12 protein-coding genes and 1 tRNA gene are annotated in these 15,595 nt (G+C 60.5%); 4 read left to right on the top strand and 9 right to left on the bottom strand.

The window, feature by feature from the left end:
• The first annotated feature begins 51 nt into the window (after positions 1 to 51).
• From yedE to QMY55_RS18365, 3 genes are all read left to right on the top strand, one after another.
• Positions 52 to 1,404 carry a selenium metabolism membrane protein YedE/FdhT gene (gene yedE, locus QMY55_RS18375; protein WP_283489009.1) on the top strand — a complete coding sequence of 451 codons (1,353 nt, stop codon included), beginning with the start codon at positions 52 to 54 and terminating at the stop codon, positions 1,402 to 1,404.
• 17 nt (positions 1,405 to 1,421) lie between these two features.
• Entirely contained in the window at positions 1,422 to 1,661 is a 240-nt protein-coding gene (gene yedF / locus QMY55_RS18370) for a sulfurtransferase-like selenium metabolism protein YedF (protein ID WP_283485589.1), read from the top strand.
• A 167-nt stretch (positions 1,662 to 1,828) separates the two neighbouring features.
• Positions 1,829 to 2,185, top strand: a complete 357-nt coding sequence (locus tag QMY55_RS18365; protein WP_283485588.1) for a DsrE/DsrF/TusD sulfur relay family protein — start codon at positions 1,829 to 1,831, stop codon at positions 2,183 to 2,185.
• A 177-nt stretch (positions 2,186 to 2,362) separates the two neighbouring features.
• Here QMY55_RS18365 and QMY55_RS18360 read toward each other — a convergent pair whose 3' ends face one another.
• The 6 genes from QMY55_RS18360 to QMY55_RS18335 form a co-directional block, all read right to left on the bottom strand.
• A complete protein-coding gene (locus QMY55_RS18360) occupies positions 2,363 to 3,355 on the bottom strand; it encodes a DNA/RNA non-specific endonuclease (protein ID WP_283485587.1) in 993 nt (330 codons plus the stop codon).
• 142 nt (positions 3,356 to 3,497) lie between these two features.
• Positions 3,498 to 6,665 (bottom strand): bifunctional diguanylate cyclase/phosphodiesterase, encoded by a 3,168-nt coding sequence (locus QMY55_RS18355; RefSeq protein ID WP_283485586.1) that lies wholly within the window; start codon positions 6,663 to 6,665, stop codon positions 3,498 to 3,500.
• Positions 6,666 to 6,855: 190 nt separating this feature from the next.
• Positions 6,856 to 7,938 (bottom strand): XdhC family protein, encoded by a 1,083-nt coding sequence (locus QMY55_RS18350; protein WP_283485585.1) that lies wholly within the window; start codon positions 7,936 to 7,938, stop codon positions 6,856 to 6,858.
• 161 nt (positions 7,939 to 8,099) lie between these two features.
• Positions 8,100 to 9,398 (bottom strand): c-type cytochrome, encoded by a 1,299-nt coding sequence (locus QMY55_RS18345; protein WP_283485584.1) that lies wholly within the window; start codon positions 9,396 to 9,398, stop codon positions 8,100 to 8,102.
• A gap of 23 nt (positions 9,399 to 9,421) precedes the next feature.
• A complete protein-coding gene (locus QMY55_RS18340; RefSeq protein ID WP_283485583.1) occupies positions 9,422 to 11,716 on the bottom strand; it encodes a xanthine dehydrogenase family protein molybdopterin-binding subunit in 2,295 nt (764 codons plus the stop codon).
• A 2-nt stretch (positions 11,717 to 11,718) separates the two neighbouring features.
• A complete protein-coding gene (locus QMY55_RS18335; RefSeq protein WP_283485582.1) occupies positions 11,719 to 12,321 on the bottom strand; it encodes a (2Fe-2S)-binding protein in 603 nt (200 codons plus the stop codon).
• Between the two features lie 554 nt (positions 12,322 to 12,875).
• On the opposite strand from QMY55_RS18335, the gene QMY55_RS18330 reads away from it, so the two are divergent.
• Positions 12,876 to 12,952 (top strand) — tRNA-Gln (locus QMY55_RS18330).
• Positions 12,953 to 13,331: 379 nt separating this feature from the next.
• Here QMY55_RS18330 and QMY55_RS18325 read toward each other — a convergent pair.
• From QMY55_RS18325 to QMY55_RS18315, 3 genes are all read right to left on the bottom strand, one after another.
• A complete protein-coding gene (locus QMY55_RS18325) occupies positions 13,332 to 13,904 on the bottom strand; it encodes a recombinase family protein (protein WP_283485581.1) in 573 nt (190 codons plus the stop codon).
• Positions 13,905 to 14,221: 317 nt separating this feature from the next.
• Positions 14,222 to 15,154, bottom strand: coding sequence for a rolling circle replication-associated protein (locus QMY55_RS18320; protein ID WP_283485580.1), 933 nt, complete (start codon positions 15,152 to 15,154; stop codon positions 14,222 to 14,224).
• Positions 15,155 to 15,287: 133 nt separating this feature from the next.
• Entirely contained in the window at positions 15,288 to 15,452 is a 165-nt protein-coding gene (locus QMY55_RS18315) for a hypothetical protein (RefSeq protein WP_283485579.1), read from the bottom strand.
• Positions 15,453 to 15,595: the final 143 nt, after the last annotated feature.

The raw sequence follows: 15,595 nt of genomic DNA, 5'->3' as shown, positions 1-15,595 counted from the left end.
GAAGCGGATAATCCGAGGCCAGTGCAGGTGCGCGCAAGCCGCCTGCCGCCCATGGATGGGCACTTATCTATAGCCGTATCTGCCGGTCATCGAACGCAAAAACCTTCCGGGTTTTTGCGTTTTTTGCTGGTCGATCGGAAAAACGCCACGTTGGCATACGTGGCAGGAAAGCAAGGCATGAGCTGGCAAGACTTCAAGCACCAATACCTGGTGCGCTTCTGGTCGCCCGTACCCGCAGTCATTGCGGCGGGCGTTCTATCTGCGTATTACTTCGGCATCACCGGCACCTTCTGGGCCGTGACCGGCGAGTTCACCCGCTGGGGCGGGCATCTGCTGCAGTTCGCCGGTGTGGACCTCAGCAACTGGGGCTACTTCAAGGTCATCGGCCTGCAGGGCACGCCGCTGACACGGGTGGACGGGCTGATGATCATCGGCATGTTCGTGGGCTGCTTCTCTGCCGCGCTCTGGGCCAACAACGTCAAGCTGCGCATGCCCAACCACCGCATTCGTGTGTTCCAGGCCATCGTCGGCGGCATCATCGCGGGCTTTGGCGCGCGTCTGGCCATGGGCTGCAATCTGGCGGCCTTCTTCACCGGCATTCCCCAGTTCTCGCTGCATGCCTGGTTCTTTGCGATTGCCACGGCCATAGGCTCGCTGGCGGGTGCCAAGGTCAGCCTGCTGCCCATCTTCCGCATTCCCGTGAAGCTGCAGAAAGTCAGCGCCCCCAAGCCACTGGAGCAGCGCGAGGCCCAGGCCAAGCGTCGCTTTCGCATCGGCATGGCATTGTTTCTGGCCTGTGTGGCCTGGGGCATCTGCAAGGCTGCCGAAGCGCCCAAGCTGGGCATGGCGATTCTGTTCGGTCTGGCCTTCGGCCTGATCATCGAGCGGGCCCAGGTCTGCTTTACCTCGGCTTTTCGTGACCTCTGGATCACGGGGCGCACGCAGATGGCCAAGGCCATCATTGCCGGCATGGCCGTGGGCACCATTGGCATCTACAGCTATGTGCAGCTGGGCATGGACCCCAAGATTTTCTGGGCCGGCCCCAATGCCGTCATCGGCGGCCTGCTGTTCGGTTTCGGTATCGTGCTGGCCGGTGGTTGCGAAACCGGCTGGATGTACCGCGCCGTCGAAGGCCAGGTGCATTACTGGTGGGTGGGCCTGGGCAATGTGATCGGCTCCACGCTGCTGGCCCTGGTCTGGGACGATATTGCCCCCGCACTGGCCACCAGCTACGACAAGGTCAATCTGCTCAAGGAAATGGGCCCCCAAGGCGGCCTGCTGCTGACCTATGTGATGCTGGGCATCTCGCTTGCTTTGGTGCTGTGGTGGGAAAAGCATTTCTTTGCCAAAAAAGCCCGCCTAGCCGCTGCCACAGCAGCCACCACTGCCTCGCGCATTGCTTGAACCTCAAGGAATCCATCATGAGTGACTCCCAATACATTCCCGACTTCCGCCTCGACATGCTGGGCGAGCCTTGCCCCTATCCTGCCGTGGCCACGCTGGAAGCCATGCCCAGCCTGCAGTCCGGGCAGATTCTGGAAGTGGTGTCGGACTGCCCGCAGTCCATCAACAACATTCCGCTGGACGCCAGGAACCATGGCTATGAGGTGCTGGAGATTCAGCAGGATGGACCAACTATCAGGTACTTGATCAGGAAGTAACACCCCCTGAGCGGCTTTGCCTAGGCGGCCCCGCCGCTTCCCCCTAGCCGGGCGCCCCTCTCTGCTGCGCGGAGGGGGACGACAGCCTCGCTGCGCGGCGGTGCTTGCTGTCCCCTTGCTGGGTTGCGCCAGTTTTGGGCGTTGCACTATTTGCTAAGGAATTTTTGATGTCCCAAAAAATCGTTGTGATCGTCCACGCTGCGCCTTATGGCAGCGAGCGTTGCCTGTCGGCTCTGCGCGTGGCCACGGCCTTGCGCGGTCACGAAGCCAGGCCCGAGGTGAAAGTCTTTCTGATGTCCGATGCCACCGTGGTCGGCCTGCCCCATCAGCACGATGGCGCGGGCAGCGGCCTGCAGGCCATGGTCGAACATCTGGTGGCCGAAGGCGTGACGCTGAAGCTGTGCCGCACCTGCGCACTGGCGCGGGGGCTGGCCGATCTGACGCTGATCGCAGGCGTGGAGATCGGCACCTTGCCCGAGCTGGCCGACTGGACGCTGGCTGCGGACAAGGTCATCACTTTCTGATCGGATGCTCTCAATCAAGGAGCTGCAGGCGCCAGCCCAGTATCAAATTCAAGTAAAAGATCATTGAGTTTGTGTTGGGGTTTGCGCAAGCAGCTCATTTTTTATGAGCATTGCTGTTGGCAGTGCAGGGCATGCGATAAAGCTGGTGCTTCTCCAGGCGCGGGACACCGAGTGGGGTCAAGCGCGCGGCAGATTCACGGCCGACAGCAATGGCATGCCGGTACGGCGCGTGAACTCCTCGTAGCTGATGGGCGGGCCCATGCGGGTGTCGGCGCTATTGGCCTGCCAGTACACCCAGCTCTTGCCGTTGCTGGCGTCATAGACAAGCTTGAAGATGTAGTCGGGCACCGCCACCTTGCCCGTACCGATGGTCGATGCATTCTTGGCAAATATCGGGCCGGTGAACACATAGACATCGCCCTGGGCGCGCAGCGCGTATTTGCGCGTGGCCTGTTCCACCTGGCTCCAGGCCCCGGCGTTATGCACCTGGTTCTGCGGCACCATATTGGCGAGGCTGAAGCTCTGGGCCATGGCCTCGGGCGTACTCATATCGGCAGCCGGTGCCATGTGGCCGCGCGAGAAGCCCGAGCGCTTGTAGTCATCGAGCTCCGAGCGCTCGGCACGCGGCAGCCGGGCGTCGGCATAGAACTTGTCGGTGCGCTGCAGACCCTGGGCCTGTTGCAGCGCCTGGCGGTTCAGGCGCTCGGCCACAAAGACCGGGGTTTTGGTGCTGCCGTTGTGCAGTACGGCAAAGCCGCTGAAGCACAGCTCCCGCTCCTGGGGCTGCAGCTGCAGCGAAGGCGCCTTGCCGCCCGGGAAGAACTGCGGGCAGTTGGAAAAATGCAGCGGCTGGCTGGAGGCCGTGACATCGGCGCGGCTGACCGTACCCCCGACCAGGCTGGAATGCGCCTGGGAGCCCGTCAGGCCCGGCCAGCCACTCTTGCGAAAAGCATCGAGCGCAGGCATGTCCAGCGCGGCCATGGCCTGGTTGAGCAGCTTTTCGCCAGACCAGGTCGGGTTGAAGCTGCAACTGGCAATCTGAAAGCTGGCCAGCGCCGCAGCGCCCGCGGACAGGGCGAAGCGCTTGATGCGGGAGAGGCTGTAGGCAGCCGTTTTGGAGGCGGTGCCGCGCTTGCGCGCTGGCGTTTTCTTTTTCTTGGCGGTCGTCATGCAGTCGGCGATGGTACGCCGACAATTTCACCCCGGATCGCTGACAGCTCCATCCAGGCCAAGTTTGTTGCTATGGTTATGCAACCGGGTGTTTCATGATGTGCGAGCGGTATCTTGCGCCGCAGCGGCCATGGCTTTGTTTCTATGCATCCGCAGGGATATCGGCCTGGGCATCTGTTTGATTGTGCGCGGTATAGGTGAGCGGTAATGTGGCAAAGCGCTCGGCCGACACCGGCGGGCTCAGCAGATAACCTTGCCAGGCATGGCAGTTGTGGGCGAGCAGGAATTGCCGCTGCTCTTCGGTTTCCACGCCTTCCGCAATCACCTGCAGGCCCAGGCTGGTGCCCAGCGCGACGATGGTGCGGGCAATGGCGGCATCGTTGGCATCGGTAAGCACATCGCGCACAAAGCTCTGGTCGATCTTGAGCTGATCCAGCGGCAGGCGCTTGAGATAGGACAGCGAGGAGTAGCCGGTGCCGAAATCATCCAGTGCAAAGCCGACACCATGGGCCTTGAGTTCTTCCATCTTTTCGATGGTGTCCTCGACGTTGTCCAGCAGCAGACCTTCCGTGAGTTCTAGCTTGAGCCGATGCGGCTGGGCTCCGGCGTTTGCCAGCGCGGCAAGCACCTGGGCGACAAAGCCTGCCTGGCGGAACTGGCGCGGACTGACATTGACAGCCAATGTGAGATGAGCCAGCCGGGGCTGCCGAGCCCAGCTGGCCAGTTGCTTGCAGGCCGCCTGCAGCACCCATTCTCCCAGCGGGAGAATCAGCCCGGTTTCCTCGGCCAGCGGGATGAAGACCGCGGGGGAGATATAGCCGTCGCAAGGGTGGCGCCAGCGCAGCAGCGCTTCGCAACTGCGGACGCTGCACTCCTCTACCTGGGGCTGGTAGAACAGCTCGAACTGGCCGTCGGCAAGACCGGCACGGATGTCCGAGGCCAGCTTGGCCCTGGCCCTTACCACGGCCTGCAGTTGAGGGTCGTAGAGCTCCAGCGCATTGCGGCCCGTGGCCTTGGCCTGGTACATGGCCAGGTCGGCCCGCTTGAGCAGATCGGAGATCTGCTCGTGAGCGTTGGCAAAAATCGTCACGCCTATGCTGGCCGTGAAATGGAAGGCCTCCCCTTCGAGCAGATAGGGTTCTCGCAGCATCGCCAGGATGTGCAAGCCGGCTTCGCGGGCCAGCGCCTGCGCCTGCTCGGAGTTGTCGGCCAGGCTTTCGAGCACGACTACGAATTCGTCGCCGCCCAGGCGCGCGACCATATGGCGGCCAGCAAAGCCCTGACGCAGCCGGCTGGCCACTTCGCACAGCAGCGCATCGCCCTGGTCATGGCCCCGCGTGTCGTTGAGCGTCTTGAAGTTGTCGAGGTCCAGCAGCAGCAGGGCGCCGTATTGCTGCTGGCGCGAGTGGACCTTGAGCACCTCATGCAGATGGTCACGCAGCATGCGGCGATTGGGCAGTTGCGTCAGCGAATCGTAGTAGGCCAGGTGCCGGATCTTGTCTTCTGCGGCCTTGCGCTGGCTCAGGTCCACCATGGTGAAGAGATAGTCTTCATCCAGCGCGATGGCGGAAATCTCCACCGGACGCATTTGACCGTTTTTGCAGCGGATCTCGTATTCACGTGCTGGAAGGTGGCTGTGGTGCTGACGGGCCCGCCTGTAGTCTGCCAGCCAGCTTCCGCGCGCGTTCTCGCGCATCAGGGGATGGGGATGGACCTGGCTCAGCCAGGCTTCGATGTTGGGCATTTCCTCGATGCTGTAGCCGCAGATCTGGACATTGCGCTCATTGCTGAAGGTGAATTGCCCGTCTTCGCGCACGATGCTGATCCCCACGGGCAGGTGGCGCAGGATGTTGCGCAGATAGCGCTCGCTGTCGCGCAGGGAGTTCTCTAGAAGCCGGCGTTCCGTGATGTCCTGCACCACGGCAATGTAGTGCAGGCCCTCTTCGTCCTTGCTGCCCATGGAGGACACGCTGAGGTCGATCCAGATCTCTCGCCCGTCCTTGCGCCGCAGGCATTTTTCGAGCTGGTACTCCCGGATCTGCCCGGACTTGAGCTTTTCCATCTGTTCCAGGTCCTTGGCCAGGCCATCGACATGGGCAAGGTCCGTAAAACGCATGTCGTACAGCTCTTCCAGCGTGTAGCCGAGAATGCTGCTGTAGCGCTGGTTCATACGCACCACCCGCCCCGTGTCCATCTGCATCTGGGCTACGCCGACAGCGGCCTGGTTGAAGATGGTGCGCAGGCTGCGTTCGCTTTGCAGCAAGGCTTCGTTGGAGATTTCCACTTCTTGCAGAGCTCGCATGCGCAAGCGCACCAGCAGCGTGACGAGTGCGGCCAGCAGCAGGGACATCGCTGTGCCCACGCCCATGATCCAGTGGGGGGCAAATTTCTCCGTCGTGGACAGCGCCATTCCGACGGGCTTGAACGTCAGCTGCCAGCGCCGGCCATGGGTCTGGATTTCCTGCAACTGTTGTGGTCCGGCTTCTGCGGGCCAGTCTGGAGGGGCGAACAGCTTCTGGGGCTTGGCAAGCGGATGGCCTATGGGGCCCATATCGTCTATGCGTATCTCGAGATTGTTGAGAAACCCATTGGCACGCACGGCGCGAATCATGGTGGCAATCCGGATGCTGACAGCGGCCGTTCCGATGAAGTCCTCCGTCAGATTCGCACCGCTGTCGCTCCTGAAGATGGGCGCTCTGAGAACAATGCCGATGGGCGCATCGCTTTCCTGGATCAGGGGAAAGGGGGCCGACAGTGCTGTGCGGCCGGTACCGCGCGCCACCAACTGGGCTTCTATATTGGCTGGCTGCGAGGAGATGTCCAGCCCGGGAACACCTTTGTTGCCCTCCATGGGCCACACATATTCGTTGATGTGGTAGCCGGAGTGCCAGGTGGCGGGGTGAAAGGGCTGGAAAGGCTCGCCCTCGGGAGCCTGGGCACGCCGCTGGGACTCGAATGCGCTGAGCTGCTCCAGCGGAACCCAGCGTGCGAATGACAGATTCTTGATCCCGGGATAGTGGCGCTGGAGATTGCGCTCGGCCACGATGCGGTCGAATTCCTGCCGGCTCAGATCGGGCTTGAGCAGGAACAGATCCCGCAGGCCGTTGACGACTTCCGTATAGGCGTTGAGGCGCTGCGAGATGGCATTGCCGGAGGAGCGCACTTCTTCGGTAAAGCGAAGCTGCGCCAGTGCCGCGCTGGACTTTTGCTGCAGATGTGCAAGCCAGAAGGTCAGGGCCAGCCCCAGCGCAGCCACCGCCATGCCAGGCAGCCACTGCGTTCGTGCACGATGGGAAGTAGGGGCTGTCATTGTCAGGGTGCCGGCACACGCTGGGTGTGGGCAAGGCCTATGTCTATGAGTTTTGTTTCATTGTGACATGCACCCGCTGTTCTGACACAAATTGAAACAATTGAATTGGGCGCAACAGCCTTGCAAAAATGCGACAACCTACACCTTTGGGGCTTTGAAATTGACGTGTGTGCACAGCTCGCTGCATGGTTTATTGCTGTTTGGCTGCAGTCTTGGGGTCCAGGAACTGCGGCAATGCGCATTGCAGATCGCTGTCGTTCATGGTGATGTCATGTTCCTGCTTGGCCGTTTCCACCGACATGGCCTGGGGCAGGACGACGCCGTTCTTGACGGCCAGGATTTCGGCCATCACGCTGACGGCGATTTCGGCCGGGGTCTTGCTGCCGATATACAGACCGATAGGGCCGCGTAGCTTGGCCAGAGATTCCTCGGTTTCGTCAAAGTGCTCGATCATGCGGTCGCGGCGCGCGTGATTATTGCGGCGCGAGCCGATGGCGCCCACATAAAAAGCCGGGCTGTGCAGGGCTTCGAGCAAGGCCAGGTCGTCTAGCTTGGGGTCGTGCGTGAGTGCGACGATGCAGCTGCGCGCATCGGGCTTGAAGGCGGTGACGGCATCGTCGGGCATATCGGTGACCTTGCTGACCTGAGCCACGGACCAGCTGCCCATGTATTCCTCGCGTGGGTCGCAGATAGTGACGGTGAAGCCGTTGAACAAGGCCATGGTGGCCAGGTATTCGGCCAGTGCGCCGGCGCCAATCAGCAGCATGCGGTAACCGGGTCCCAGGTGGTTGGTGAGGGTGTGGCCGTCAAATTCCAGCGTGTCGGGGTACTCGGCAGTCTGCAGGGTGACAGTGCCCGTCGTGCAGTCCACACGGCGCTCGACCAGCGAGCCAGACTCCAGTCGCTGCAGCAGATCCTGCAGGCTGGCGGCATCGGGGTTGAATTCCAGCAGCAGCTCCAGCGTGCCGCCGCAGGGCAGGCCGAAGCGGTGGGCCTCGTCGGCACTGACGCCATAGCGCACCAGTTGCGGCGGGCCGTCCGGAATGCCCAGGTTCTGGTTCAGTGAGCGGGTATGGCGTGCAATGAGGTCGTCTTCGATGCAGCCGCCGGAGACCGAGCCAATGGCTCTGCCATCCTCGCGCAATGCCATCATCGAACCGACTGGACGAGGGGATGAGCCCCAGGTGCGTACCACGGTAGCCAGCAAGGCGCGCTGGCCGGCGCTGCGCCAGTCATGCAAGGCCTTGAGCACCATGACATCGATGTTGTCCATTGATCGCTTCCTTAGATTGACATACCTGTTCGCAGTGTGGCGTCAGGCGGGCCAGGCAGCCAGATGTATGAACCCTAGATACCTAGCGGATAGATGAATGAAAAAGGCCTTTCCGGTGCCCGTGAAGGCAGCAGAAAGGCCGTTTTGGTCGCCAGGCGAGATCAGTGAGCGGCAGCGGTTTGCTGGCGCAGCTTGCTGACCTTGTTCTGCAGATCGCTCCACTCGGCCACGCCGTACTGGGCTCGCATGGTGTTGAGCAGGGTGGCAATCTGGGCATCGCTGAGTGCATGGCGGAAGGCAGGCATGGTACCCAGTTCCGCATGGGCAGGCTTTTGTACGCCTTCCAGCACGGCCATGATGGCATTGTCAGGCGACTCGGCGTGCAAGCTGGTGCTTAGTGCCAGCTGTGGACGAACACCGAAGGTACTGGCCGATGGGTCAGCACGGTGGCAAGCCATGCAAGCGCCCTGATAGAGGCGGTAGCCTTCGGTGTCCAGTGCCAATTTGGGCGTGGCCGTCTTTTCCTTGATCAAGGCTTCTGCATCGCCGGGCGCAGCGCTGGCGTCGCGGTAGCTCATCAGATAGGTGGCGATGGCGTTCAGATCTTCGTCAGACTGCTGGCCCAGGCCATGGGCCACGGGTGCCATGGGGCCTGCCGCCACGCCGTGGCGTGCCGAGAAGCCGGTCTTCATATAGGTGACGAGGTCATCCTTGGTCCAGGGCAGGGGCGAGGCCGACTTGGCGGTCAGAGCCGGTGCATCCCAGCCTTCGGCACTGCCGCCCGCAAAGTGGTCGGCGCCGGTCTTCTCGGCGGCCAGCCCGTTGCGCGGTGTGTGGCAGGCGCTGCAGTGACCCAGACCTTCGACGAGATAGGCGCCGCGATTCCACTCGGGTGCCTGCTTTTCATCGTCCTTGACCACGCCGGGCTTGAGGTAGAGCCAGTTCCAGGCCGCAATGCCGCGGCGCACGTTGTAGGGGAAGTTCAGCGTTGTCTTGGGCGCCTCGTTCTCCACGGCAGGCTCGCTCATCAGAAAGGCGTACAAGGCCTTCATATCCTCATCCGTCACGCGGCTGAAGGCCGTGTAGGGGAATGCAGGGTAGAGGTACTGGCCTTCGCGGTCCACGCCGTGGCGCATGGCGCGCTCGAAGGCTTCAAAGCTCCAGCTGCCGATACCGGTCTTGGCGTCAGGCGTGATGTTGCTGGTGTAGATGGTGCCGAAGGGGCTGGGCATGGCCAGACCGCCCGCGTTGGTCTTGCCGTTGGGAGCCGTGTGGCAGACCGCGCAGTCGCCCATGGCCGCCAGCAGCTTGCCCTTGGCAATCTGCTGGGGCGAGAACTCGGCCGTGGGAATGCTGGCCTGCGGTGCAATTTCACCTTGATGCGTGAGGGCCAGGCCCGCAGCGGCCAAAACCACCACGAGTGCGGCACCACCCAGCACGATTTTCTTGAATGTTTTCATCTTGATCGTCTCTGTTCTGTGGGTCACTTGGATGCGGCTTGGCCGGACTTGGCAGCCTTGATCGCGGCCAGCACGCGGCTGGGCGTGAACGGCACTTCCAGCAGGCGCACTCCGGTGGCGTCAAAGATGGCATTGGCCACGGCGGCGGCGCTGGGCACGGAGGCCGATTCACCGGCGCCCATGGGCGCTTCGTTAGGGCGCTCGACCAGCAGCGAGTCGATTTCGGGCAGCTCGTCAAAGCGCAGGATGGGGTAGCCGCCCCATTCCACGGAGGTGACGCCGCTCTTGTCGAAGGTGACGAACTCCTTGAGCACGCGGCTGGTGGACTGCACCACGTTGCCGTGCACCTGATGGCGCACGCCAGCGGGGTTGACCATGGCGCCGGTGTCCTGGGCGACAAAGACCTTGTCGACCTTGACTTCGCCGGTTTCGCGGTCCACGGTCACGTCGACCACCCAGGTTGCCCAGGCCGCACCGTAGCCGGGGAACTTGCTATGGAAGTAGCGGGCATAGGCAAAGCCGCGACCCTTGACCAGGCGCTGATCGTCCGGTGCCGCATTGCGGCGGGCCGGGCCTTCCTGCCAGTGGCACTGCTTCTTGGCCTCGGCAATCAGCGCCACGGCACGCGGGTCCTTGAGGTAGCGCAGACGGTATTCGATGGGGTCGGCCTTGGCCAGGTAGGCGCATTCGTCGATCCAGGACTCATGGGCGAACACATTGGGCAAGGCCGAGACGCCGCGCATCCACGAGGCGCGCACGATGGGCACGGCGTCCTGGGAGATCACGCGCATCTTGGGGTACTCGTATTGCGGGATGGCCGTACGGTCGCCCATTTGCTGGGCCTCGATCTTGGCGGAGACCTTGCCCGTGAGGATCAGCGCCAGCGCCGTGGCGTTGTTCGATGGGTAGCAGGTGCGCAGCTCGTAGGCGGCCACATTGTTTTGCTCGTCCAGGCCGCCGCGCACGCGAATCAGCTGGCCCGTGCCCTTGGGCTCCCAGCCGGCTTCCTGCTCGCGCATCAGCTGCACGCGCACGGGCTTGCCCACGGCGGCAGACATCAGCACCGCATCCGAGCAGACGTCGTCCGCGCAATTGCGGCCGTAGCAGCCAGAGGCTTCGAGGCGGGTGACGTTGATGTTGTCGGCATTCACGTCCATGAGCTTGGCAATGTCCTTGCACACGTCGTGAGGGTTTTGCGAGCCGGTCCAGACCTGGATCTGGCCATCACCCACTTCGGCAATCGCGCAGGACGGGCCGATGGAGCCATGAGCGTGATAAGGCCAGACATAGTCGCGGGTCAGCGCAGTCTTGACCTGCTCGATCGCCTGCAGCGCGCCTTCGTCTTCCTGCAGCACGCGGTCGGTCTTGGCGTGGTCCACCAGGGTCTGATGCAGGCCGCTCAGCGACATATCGGGCAGGCCGCTCCATTCCTTCCAGGTGACCTTGAGCTGGCGCATGGCAGCGATGGCCTGCTCTTCACGCTCGGCCACCACGCCCACGAAGTCGCCCTTGACCACGACCTTGACGATGCCGGGCAGATGGGCGATGGACTTCTCGTCCACCGACACCAGGCTGGAGCCCAGGGGCGCCGTGGCATCGGCGCCGGTGTAGGGTGGACGGATCACGCGGCCGTGCAGCATGCCGGGCACGCGCAGGTCGTGGATATAGGTCAGCGCGCCCAGCACCTTGTTGGGGATGTCCACGCGCTGCACCGACTTGCCGATGTACTCGAAGCCGGACTTGCGCAGCTCGATCTTGTCGTCGACCTCGATCTGCAGATCCTGGCCCTGAACCAGTTCGCCATAGCCGTAGCGCTTGCCGCCGGCGATGACAAAGCCTTTCTGGGTGGTGATGCGTTCAGCGGGAACACCGGACTTTTCGCTGGCCAGCTTGATCAGCAGCTGACGCACCTGCGCTGCGGCATGGCGCATGGGCAGGGACGATACTTGGATGGTGTTGCTGGCAATGGTGGGGCCCAGATCCGGGGTACGGGCGGTGTGGCCCAGCACCATGGTCACGGCGGCAAAGTCCACATACAGCTCGTCGGCCACCAGCTGGCCCAGAGCCGTGCGCACGCCCGTGCCCAGGTCCACGTGGCCGTTGTAGGCGGTGACGGAGCCGTCGGCGCCAATGGCGATAAAGCTCTCCACCAGCTTGGCCGAAGGAATGGGGAAAGCGCCCTTGGCAGCCGCTTCGGGGGCGGTCTGGGCCATCAGCAGATGGCCGCCTGCGACGGAGCCGACCATCAGCATGCCGCCGGCCTTGAGCAACTGGCGACGGGTGAGCTGGGCTTGATTGTCTTTGGTGAAGAATTTCATGATCAGGCAGCCTTCTGTTCCGTGGATGCAGCGGGAATGGCGGCGCTGCGGCCCTGCGCGATCAGCTCGCGGGCGCGCGCTGCGGCCTGCATGATTTCCACATGGGTGCCGCAGCGGCACAGATGGCCGGACAGCGCCTGCTTGATCTCGTCGTCGCTGGCCTGGGGCTTCTGGTTGAACAGTCCCACCAGCGCCATGATCATGCCGTTGGTGCAGTAGCCGCACTGCGCGGCTTGTGCGTCGATGAAAGCCTGCTGCACCACATGCAGTGTGAAAGTACGAGCGGGAGTGCTGCCTTCGCTTTTGGCTGCGCTCACGTCCAGAACGGCGCGATCTTGCAGAGCCTTGGCGCTGGCGGCCTTGGAAGCGTCAGGAGACAAGCCCTCCAGTGTGGTGACCTTCTTGCCCTCCACCACGCTCAATGGCACGGAGCAGGATCGCGCCACCTTGCCATCGATCAGCACTGCACAAGCGCCGCATTCGCCCAGGCCGCAGCCGAACTTGGGGCCATTGAGCTGCATGTCATTGCGCAGCACATAAAGAAGAGGAGTGTCGGAGGTGGCGTCTTGCGCATCCACTTCCTGGCCATTCAGAGTGAATTTCATAACGTAGGCAGTTCCTTGGTTTCAAGAAGCTAGGTCTTATATATGTATAGTCAATTATATGACTATACAATTTAACGCATGTGACCACCGGAGTATTCTGGAGCAGCTCGTTCGCACGGGACAGGGAAAGTTTCGAAGTCGCTTGGAGCATTGAAAGCTTTTGACTCCACTGTGGATGCAGGCCGGAGCTCAAAGCAAAAGGGGCTGCGAGCCTGTATTCCTGTCGGAGGATGAGCGGCAGCCCAGAAGCTGGAAACGCCCGCACAAGCCATGACATGTCTGTTGCTTCGTTGGGGATGCCTAGCCTTGTCGTACTTACGGCCTCGCGTTTTGTACCGAATGTGAACTTTGGGTTTGCTGGGTCGTGTCAGCAGCTTTTAATAGGGCTCTGTAAGGGGAGGGTTGGGCTTGGCAAGCAGCTTGCCCAGAACATGGAGCTTTGGTTGTTGCCAGTCGATGGGCTCAATGCTTTTGCATTGAATTCAGCATATTTGTGCGTTTGCAGATGAAATTTCCAAAAACGGTAAAAATCTGGGCTAGAATTGCGGTCTTCTAGGGGAGTCGCCAAGCTGGTTAAGGCACTGGATTTTGATTCCAGCATGCGAAGGTTCGAATCCTTCTTCCCCTGCCAAAAATTCAAAACCCCGATTGCATTGCAATCGGGGTTTTTGTTTTTCCTGCGTGGAACTGACCGATGCTGCGATAGCTCATGATCGAGCTGGGCAGCGCAGGCATAGCCCGTCGTCATCACTGTGCTTAGTGTTCCTGATGAACATATCAGTCAGTCACCTGCGCTTCTGCATGCCAATTGCTGACACCTGATTTGCGATCTGATTGAGCTACCAATAGAAGTACCAACAGAAAGCTGGAATGCCTTGGGATGTGGTGCGATACCTGCGACAAAGAAAAACCCGCTTCCCTATGAGAGAAGCGGGTTTTGAAGCGATTTGACGTTGTGTGCGTCGATGTCCTGGCGGAGGCTGTACCTAAAGGACAGCCTCACATGGGCTTCAAGAGCGATAGTTGGGTTTTGTCTTCTTATAGACAAGACGTTTTACAACGGAGTCAGATACCCCAAAGCGCTGACCTACGCCCTTCAGCGTGTATAGACCTGTAGCGTAAGCCTCAACGATCGCAACTGCCGTTGCATCGTCCACAGATAGAGCACGACCACAGTGCACACCCCGAGCCATGGCCTCTTTCTGACCCGCCATGCAGCGTTCCCGAATCAAAGACCGTTCGAACTCAGCCATAGCCCCCAGAATCTGGAGCATCAAACGCCCAGTCGGCGTGGTGGTATCGATAGGCTCTGTCAGAGATCGAATACAAGCACCCGAACGCTCTACACGGTCGAGAATCTTGAGTAAGTCAGAGAGCGATCGTGCAACGCGATCAAGCTTGTAAAAGACGAAATGATCCCCTGTTTTTAGCGAGGCAAGGCACTGCCGAAGCACAGGCCGATCAAACTTCGCACCGCTAGCTTTCTCTTCAAAAATCACCCGGACACCAGCAGCATGCATTGCCGCAATCTGCACTGATGTATCTTGCTCTTGAGTACTTACACGGGCATATCCAACCAGCATCTAAATCCCTCTTTGTTTCGACAGACAGAGTCTCCAAGATGCCGAAAATTCCCAAGCTGCAATGAGATAGATTGCTATAGCTTTTATAGCGATTCTGCCAGGCGCGAATTTCTCCAAAATCACTTGCAGGTCAATGACTAGAAAGACCATCAGGAGGAATCACAGGTAGAGCGGGTTTTGATTCACGCGATCGCAGCGCCTCAACAATCAACAGCCTCAATACATGTTCAAAAGAGCGCCCCTCAGCTACAGAGATAGCCTCAACACGTTGAGCAACAGAAGGCGTGAGACCAACCGAACGTCGATAGGTAAAGCGCTTACGCATAGGGTTCCTTTGGTTCAGTCACAAGCCAATAACGAGCACCCTCGAAGCGCTCTAGGGTGATGCGATGAGACACAACGATTTCATCGTTAGCACACTGAAATGTCATCTCAATCATGTCTCGCAGGGATGCCCCCCAAATGCGGATTTTTTCCGCTTTGGGCATAGAGGCAATGCCGTTCTTGGAGTCACTACGGCTGTAGCGGTTAGATTCGTCCGGAGCGTCCTTGTAATCCTTGGTGATGTACTTAGACACGTAGGAGGCAATCTTGGCTATGGAGCGCTGTTTGATGCGTCCTTGAGGGGTCTTGCGACCGCCAACGAAGCACATGCCATTGTCCTTGCCAACGATAGAGCGCCAGACTTTAGTGCCGAGTTCCCAGCCTTTGATTTTTACGTCCTTGTGTGTCGCGTGCTTGGGCAGCTTGTGACAAGCGATGTGGACATGCATTGCACCGCGGTCTTGTCTCTCAAAGCTTGCACAGTAGACGAAGCGCCCACCGAGCGCGCTTTTCATGCGGCGAACCCATTCTTTGAAGTGCTTCTTGCACAGATCACGGTCTTCTTGATTCTCACGGTAAGTCAGCGTGAGCAGCTCATTCAAACCGTTCGCTTTGATGAACCAGCGACAGGCTGATTTAGCCCTCTGTGCGTTTTGTTCAAGCTTCTTGAGTCGACGGGCCTCAGCTTCCTCTTCGAGCTCTCTCTCACGCCATTCACGGTCTTCACCATCGAATTGGGAGAGGTAGGCTTCGGGGTCAAACGGGGGAGGTGCGAGCTTGTCGGTTTCAGACCAGATAACAGCGTTGCGAAACGAGATTTCGCGATGGCCATTGACGCGTTTGACATACACGTCCCATGCATCCTCAAGGACTTCACCTTGAATAACTATGCGTTCGCCCGTGGGGGCGGTTATTATTCTTTCCATTGCAGCTAGCTCCATTAGTTGCAGTCACGAGGTCCGAACGGTTCCAGCCGTTGCGGGCCTCTTTTTTTGCTACAGGTTCAATCCGCGCCCAGAGGCAAATACGTGGTTTGTTCCAAAGTGAGGTATGAATAAATTAGGCACGCGCTGCGCGCGTGCCCGCTGGCGCTTCGCTGGCCGCGCGGGCACGCTTGCCAGCCCGTAGCCTGAAGTTTTTCAGTACCGGTTTTGTAGCCAGCAGCACGAGCTGGACAAAGTTCACCAGTTGCAGCAGCAGCGATACATGGGCGATTCGCCGCATTCGCGGCGACCGGGCTTTGGCCCTTCGGGTTGAGCCTTGTCCCAAGTCTCAATTCGCCATCAGGCGAACTAACAATCCCTATCGCGGACATCCAGACATCCATAGTCAGAGTGCCTGCGGCACTTGCAGCGCTCGCCGCGCGG

Origin of the sequence: Comamonas resistens, from assembly GCF_030064165.1 — a bacterium.
Lineage (GTDB): Bacteria > Pseudomonadota > Gammaproteobacteria > Burkholderiales > Burkholderiaceae_C > Comamonas > Comamonas resistens.
The sequence above is the reverse complement of the archived record's forward strand: the minus strand, read 5'-3'. Positions and strand labels throughout refer to the sequence as shown.

Coding starts and splice junctions, on each gene's coding strand:
- yedF (WP_283485589.1), top strand. CDS start 1,422: ATGAGTGACTCCCAATACATTCCCGACTTCCGCCTCGACATGCTGGGC.
- QMY55_RS18340 (WP_283485583.1), bottom strand. CDS start 11,716: ATGAAATTCTTCACCAAAGACAATCAAGCCCAGCTCACCCGTCGCCAG.
- QMY55_RS18360 (WP_283485587.1), bottom strand. CDS start 3,355: ATGACGACCGCCAAGAAAAAGAAAACGCCAGCGCGCAAGCGCGGCACC.
- QMY55_RS18350 (WP_283485585.1), bottom strand. CDS start 7,938: ATGGACAACATCGATGTCATGGTGCTCAAGGCCTTGCATGACTGGCGC.
- QMY55_RS18365 (WP_283485588.1), top strand. CDS start 1,829: ATGTCCCAAAAAATCGTTGTGATCGTCCACGCTGCGCCTTATGGCAGC.
- QMY55_RS18320 (WP_283485580.1), bottom strand. CDS start 15,154: ATGGAAAGAATAATAACCGCCCCCACGGGCGAACGCATAGTTATTCAA.
- QMY55_RS18325 (WP_283485581.1), bottom strand. CDS start 13,904: ATGCTGGTTGGATATGCCCGTGTAAGTACTCAAGAGCAAGATACATCA.
- QMY55_RS18355 (WP_283485586.1), bottom strand. CDS start 6,665: ATGACAGCCCCTACTTCCCATCGTGCACGAACGCAGTGGCTGCCTGGC.
- QMY55_RS18345 (WP_283485584.1), bottom strand. CDS start 9,398: ATGAAAACATTCAAGAAAATCGTGCTGGGTGGTGCCGCACTCGTGGTG.
- QMY55_RS18315 (WP_283485579.1), bottom strand. CDS start 15,452: ATGCGGCGAATCGCCCATGTATCGCTGCTGCTGCAACTGGTGAACTTT.
- yedE (WP_283489009.1), top strand. CDS start 52: ATGGATGGGCACTTATCTATAGCCGTATCTGCCGGTCATCGAACGCAA.
- QMY55_RS18335 (WP_283485582.1), bottom strand. CDS start 12,321: ATGAAATTCACTCTGAATGGCCAGGAAGTGGATGCGCAAGACGCCACC.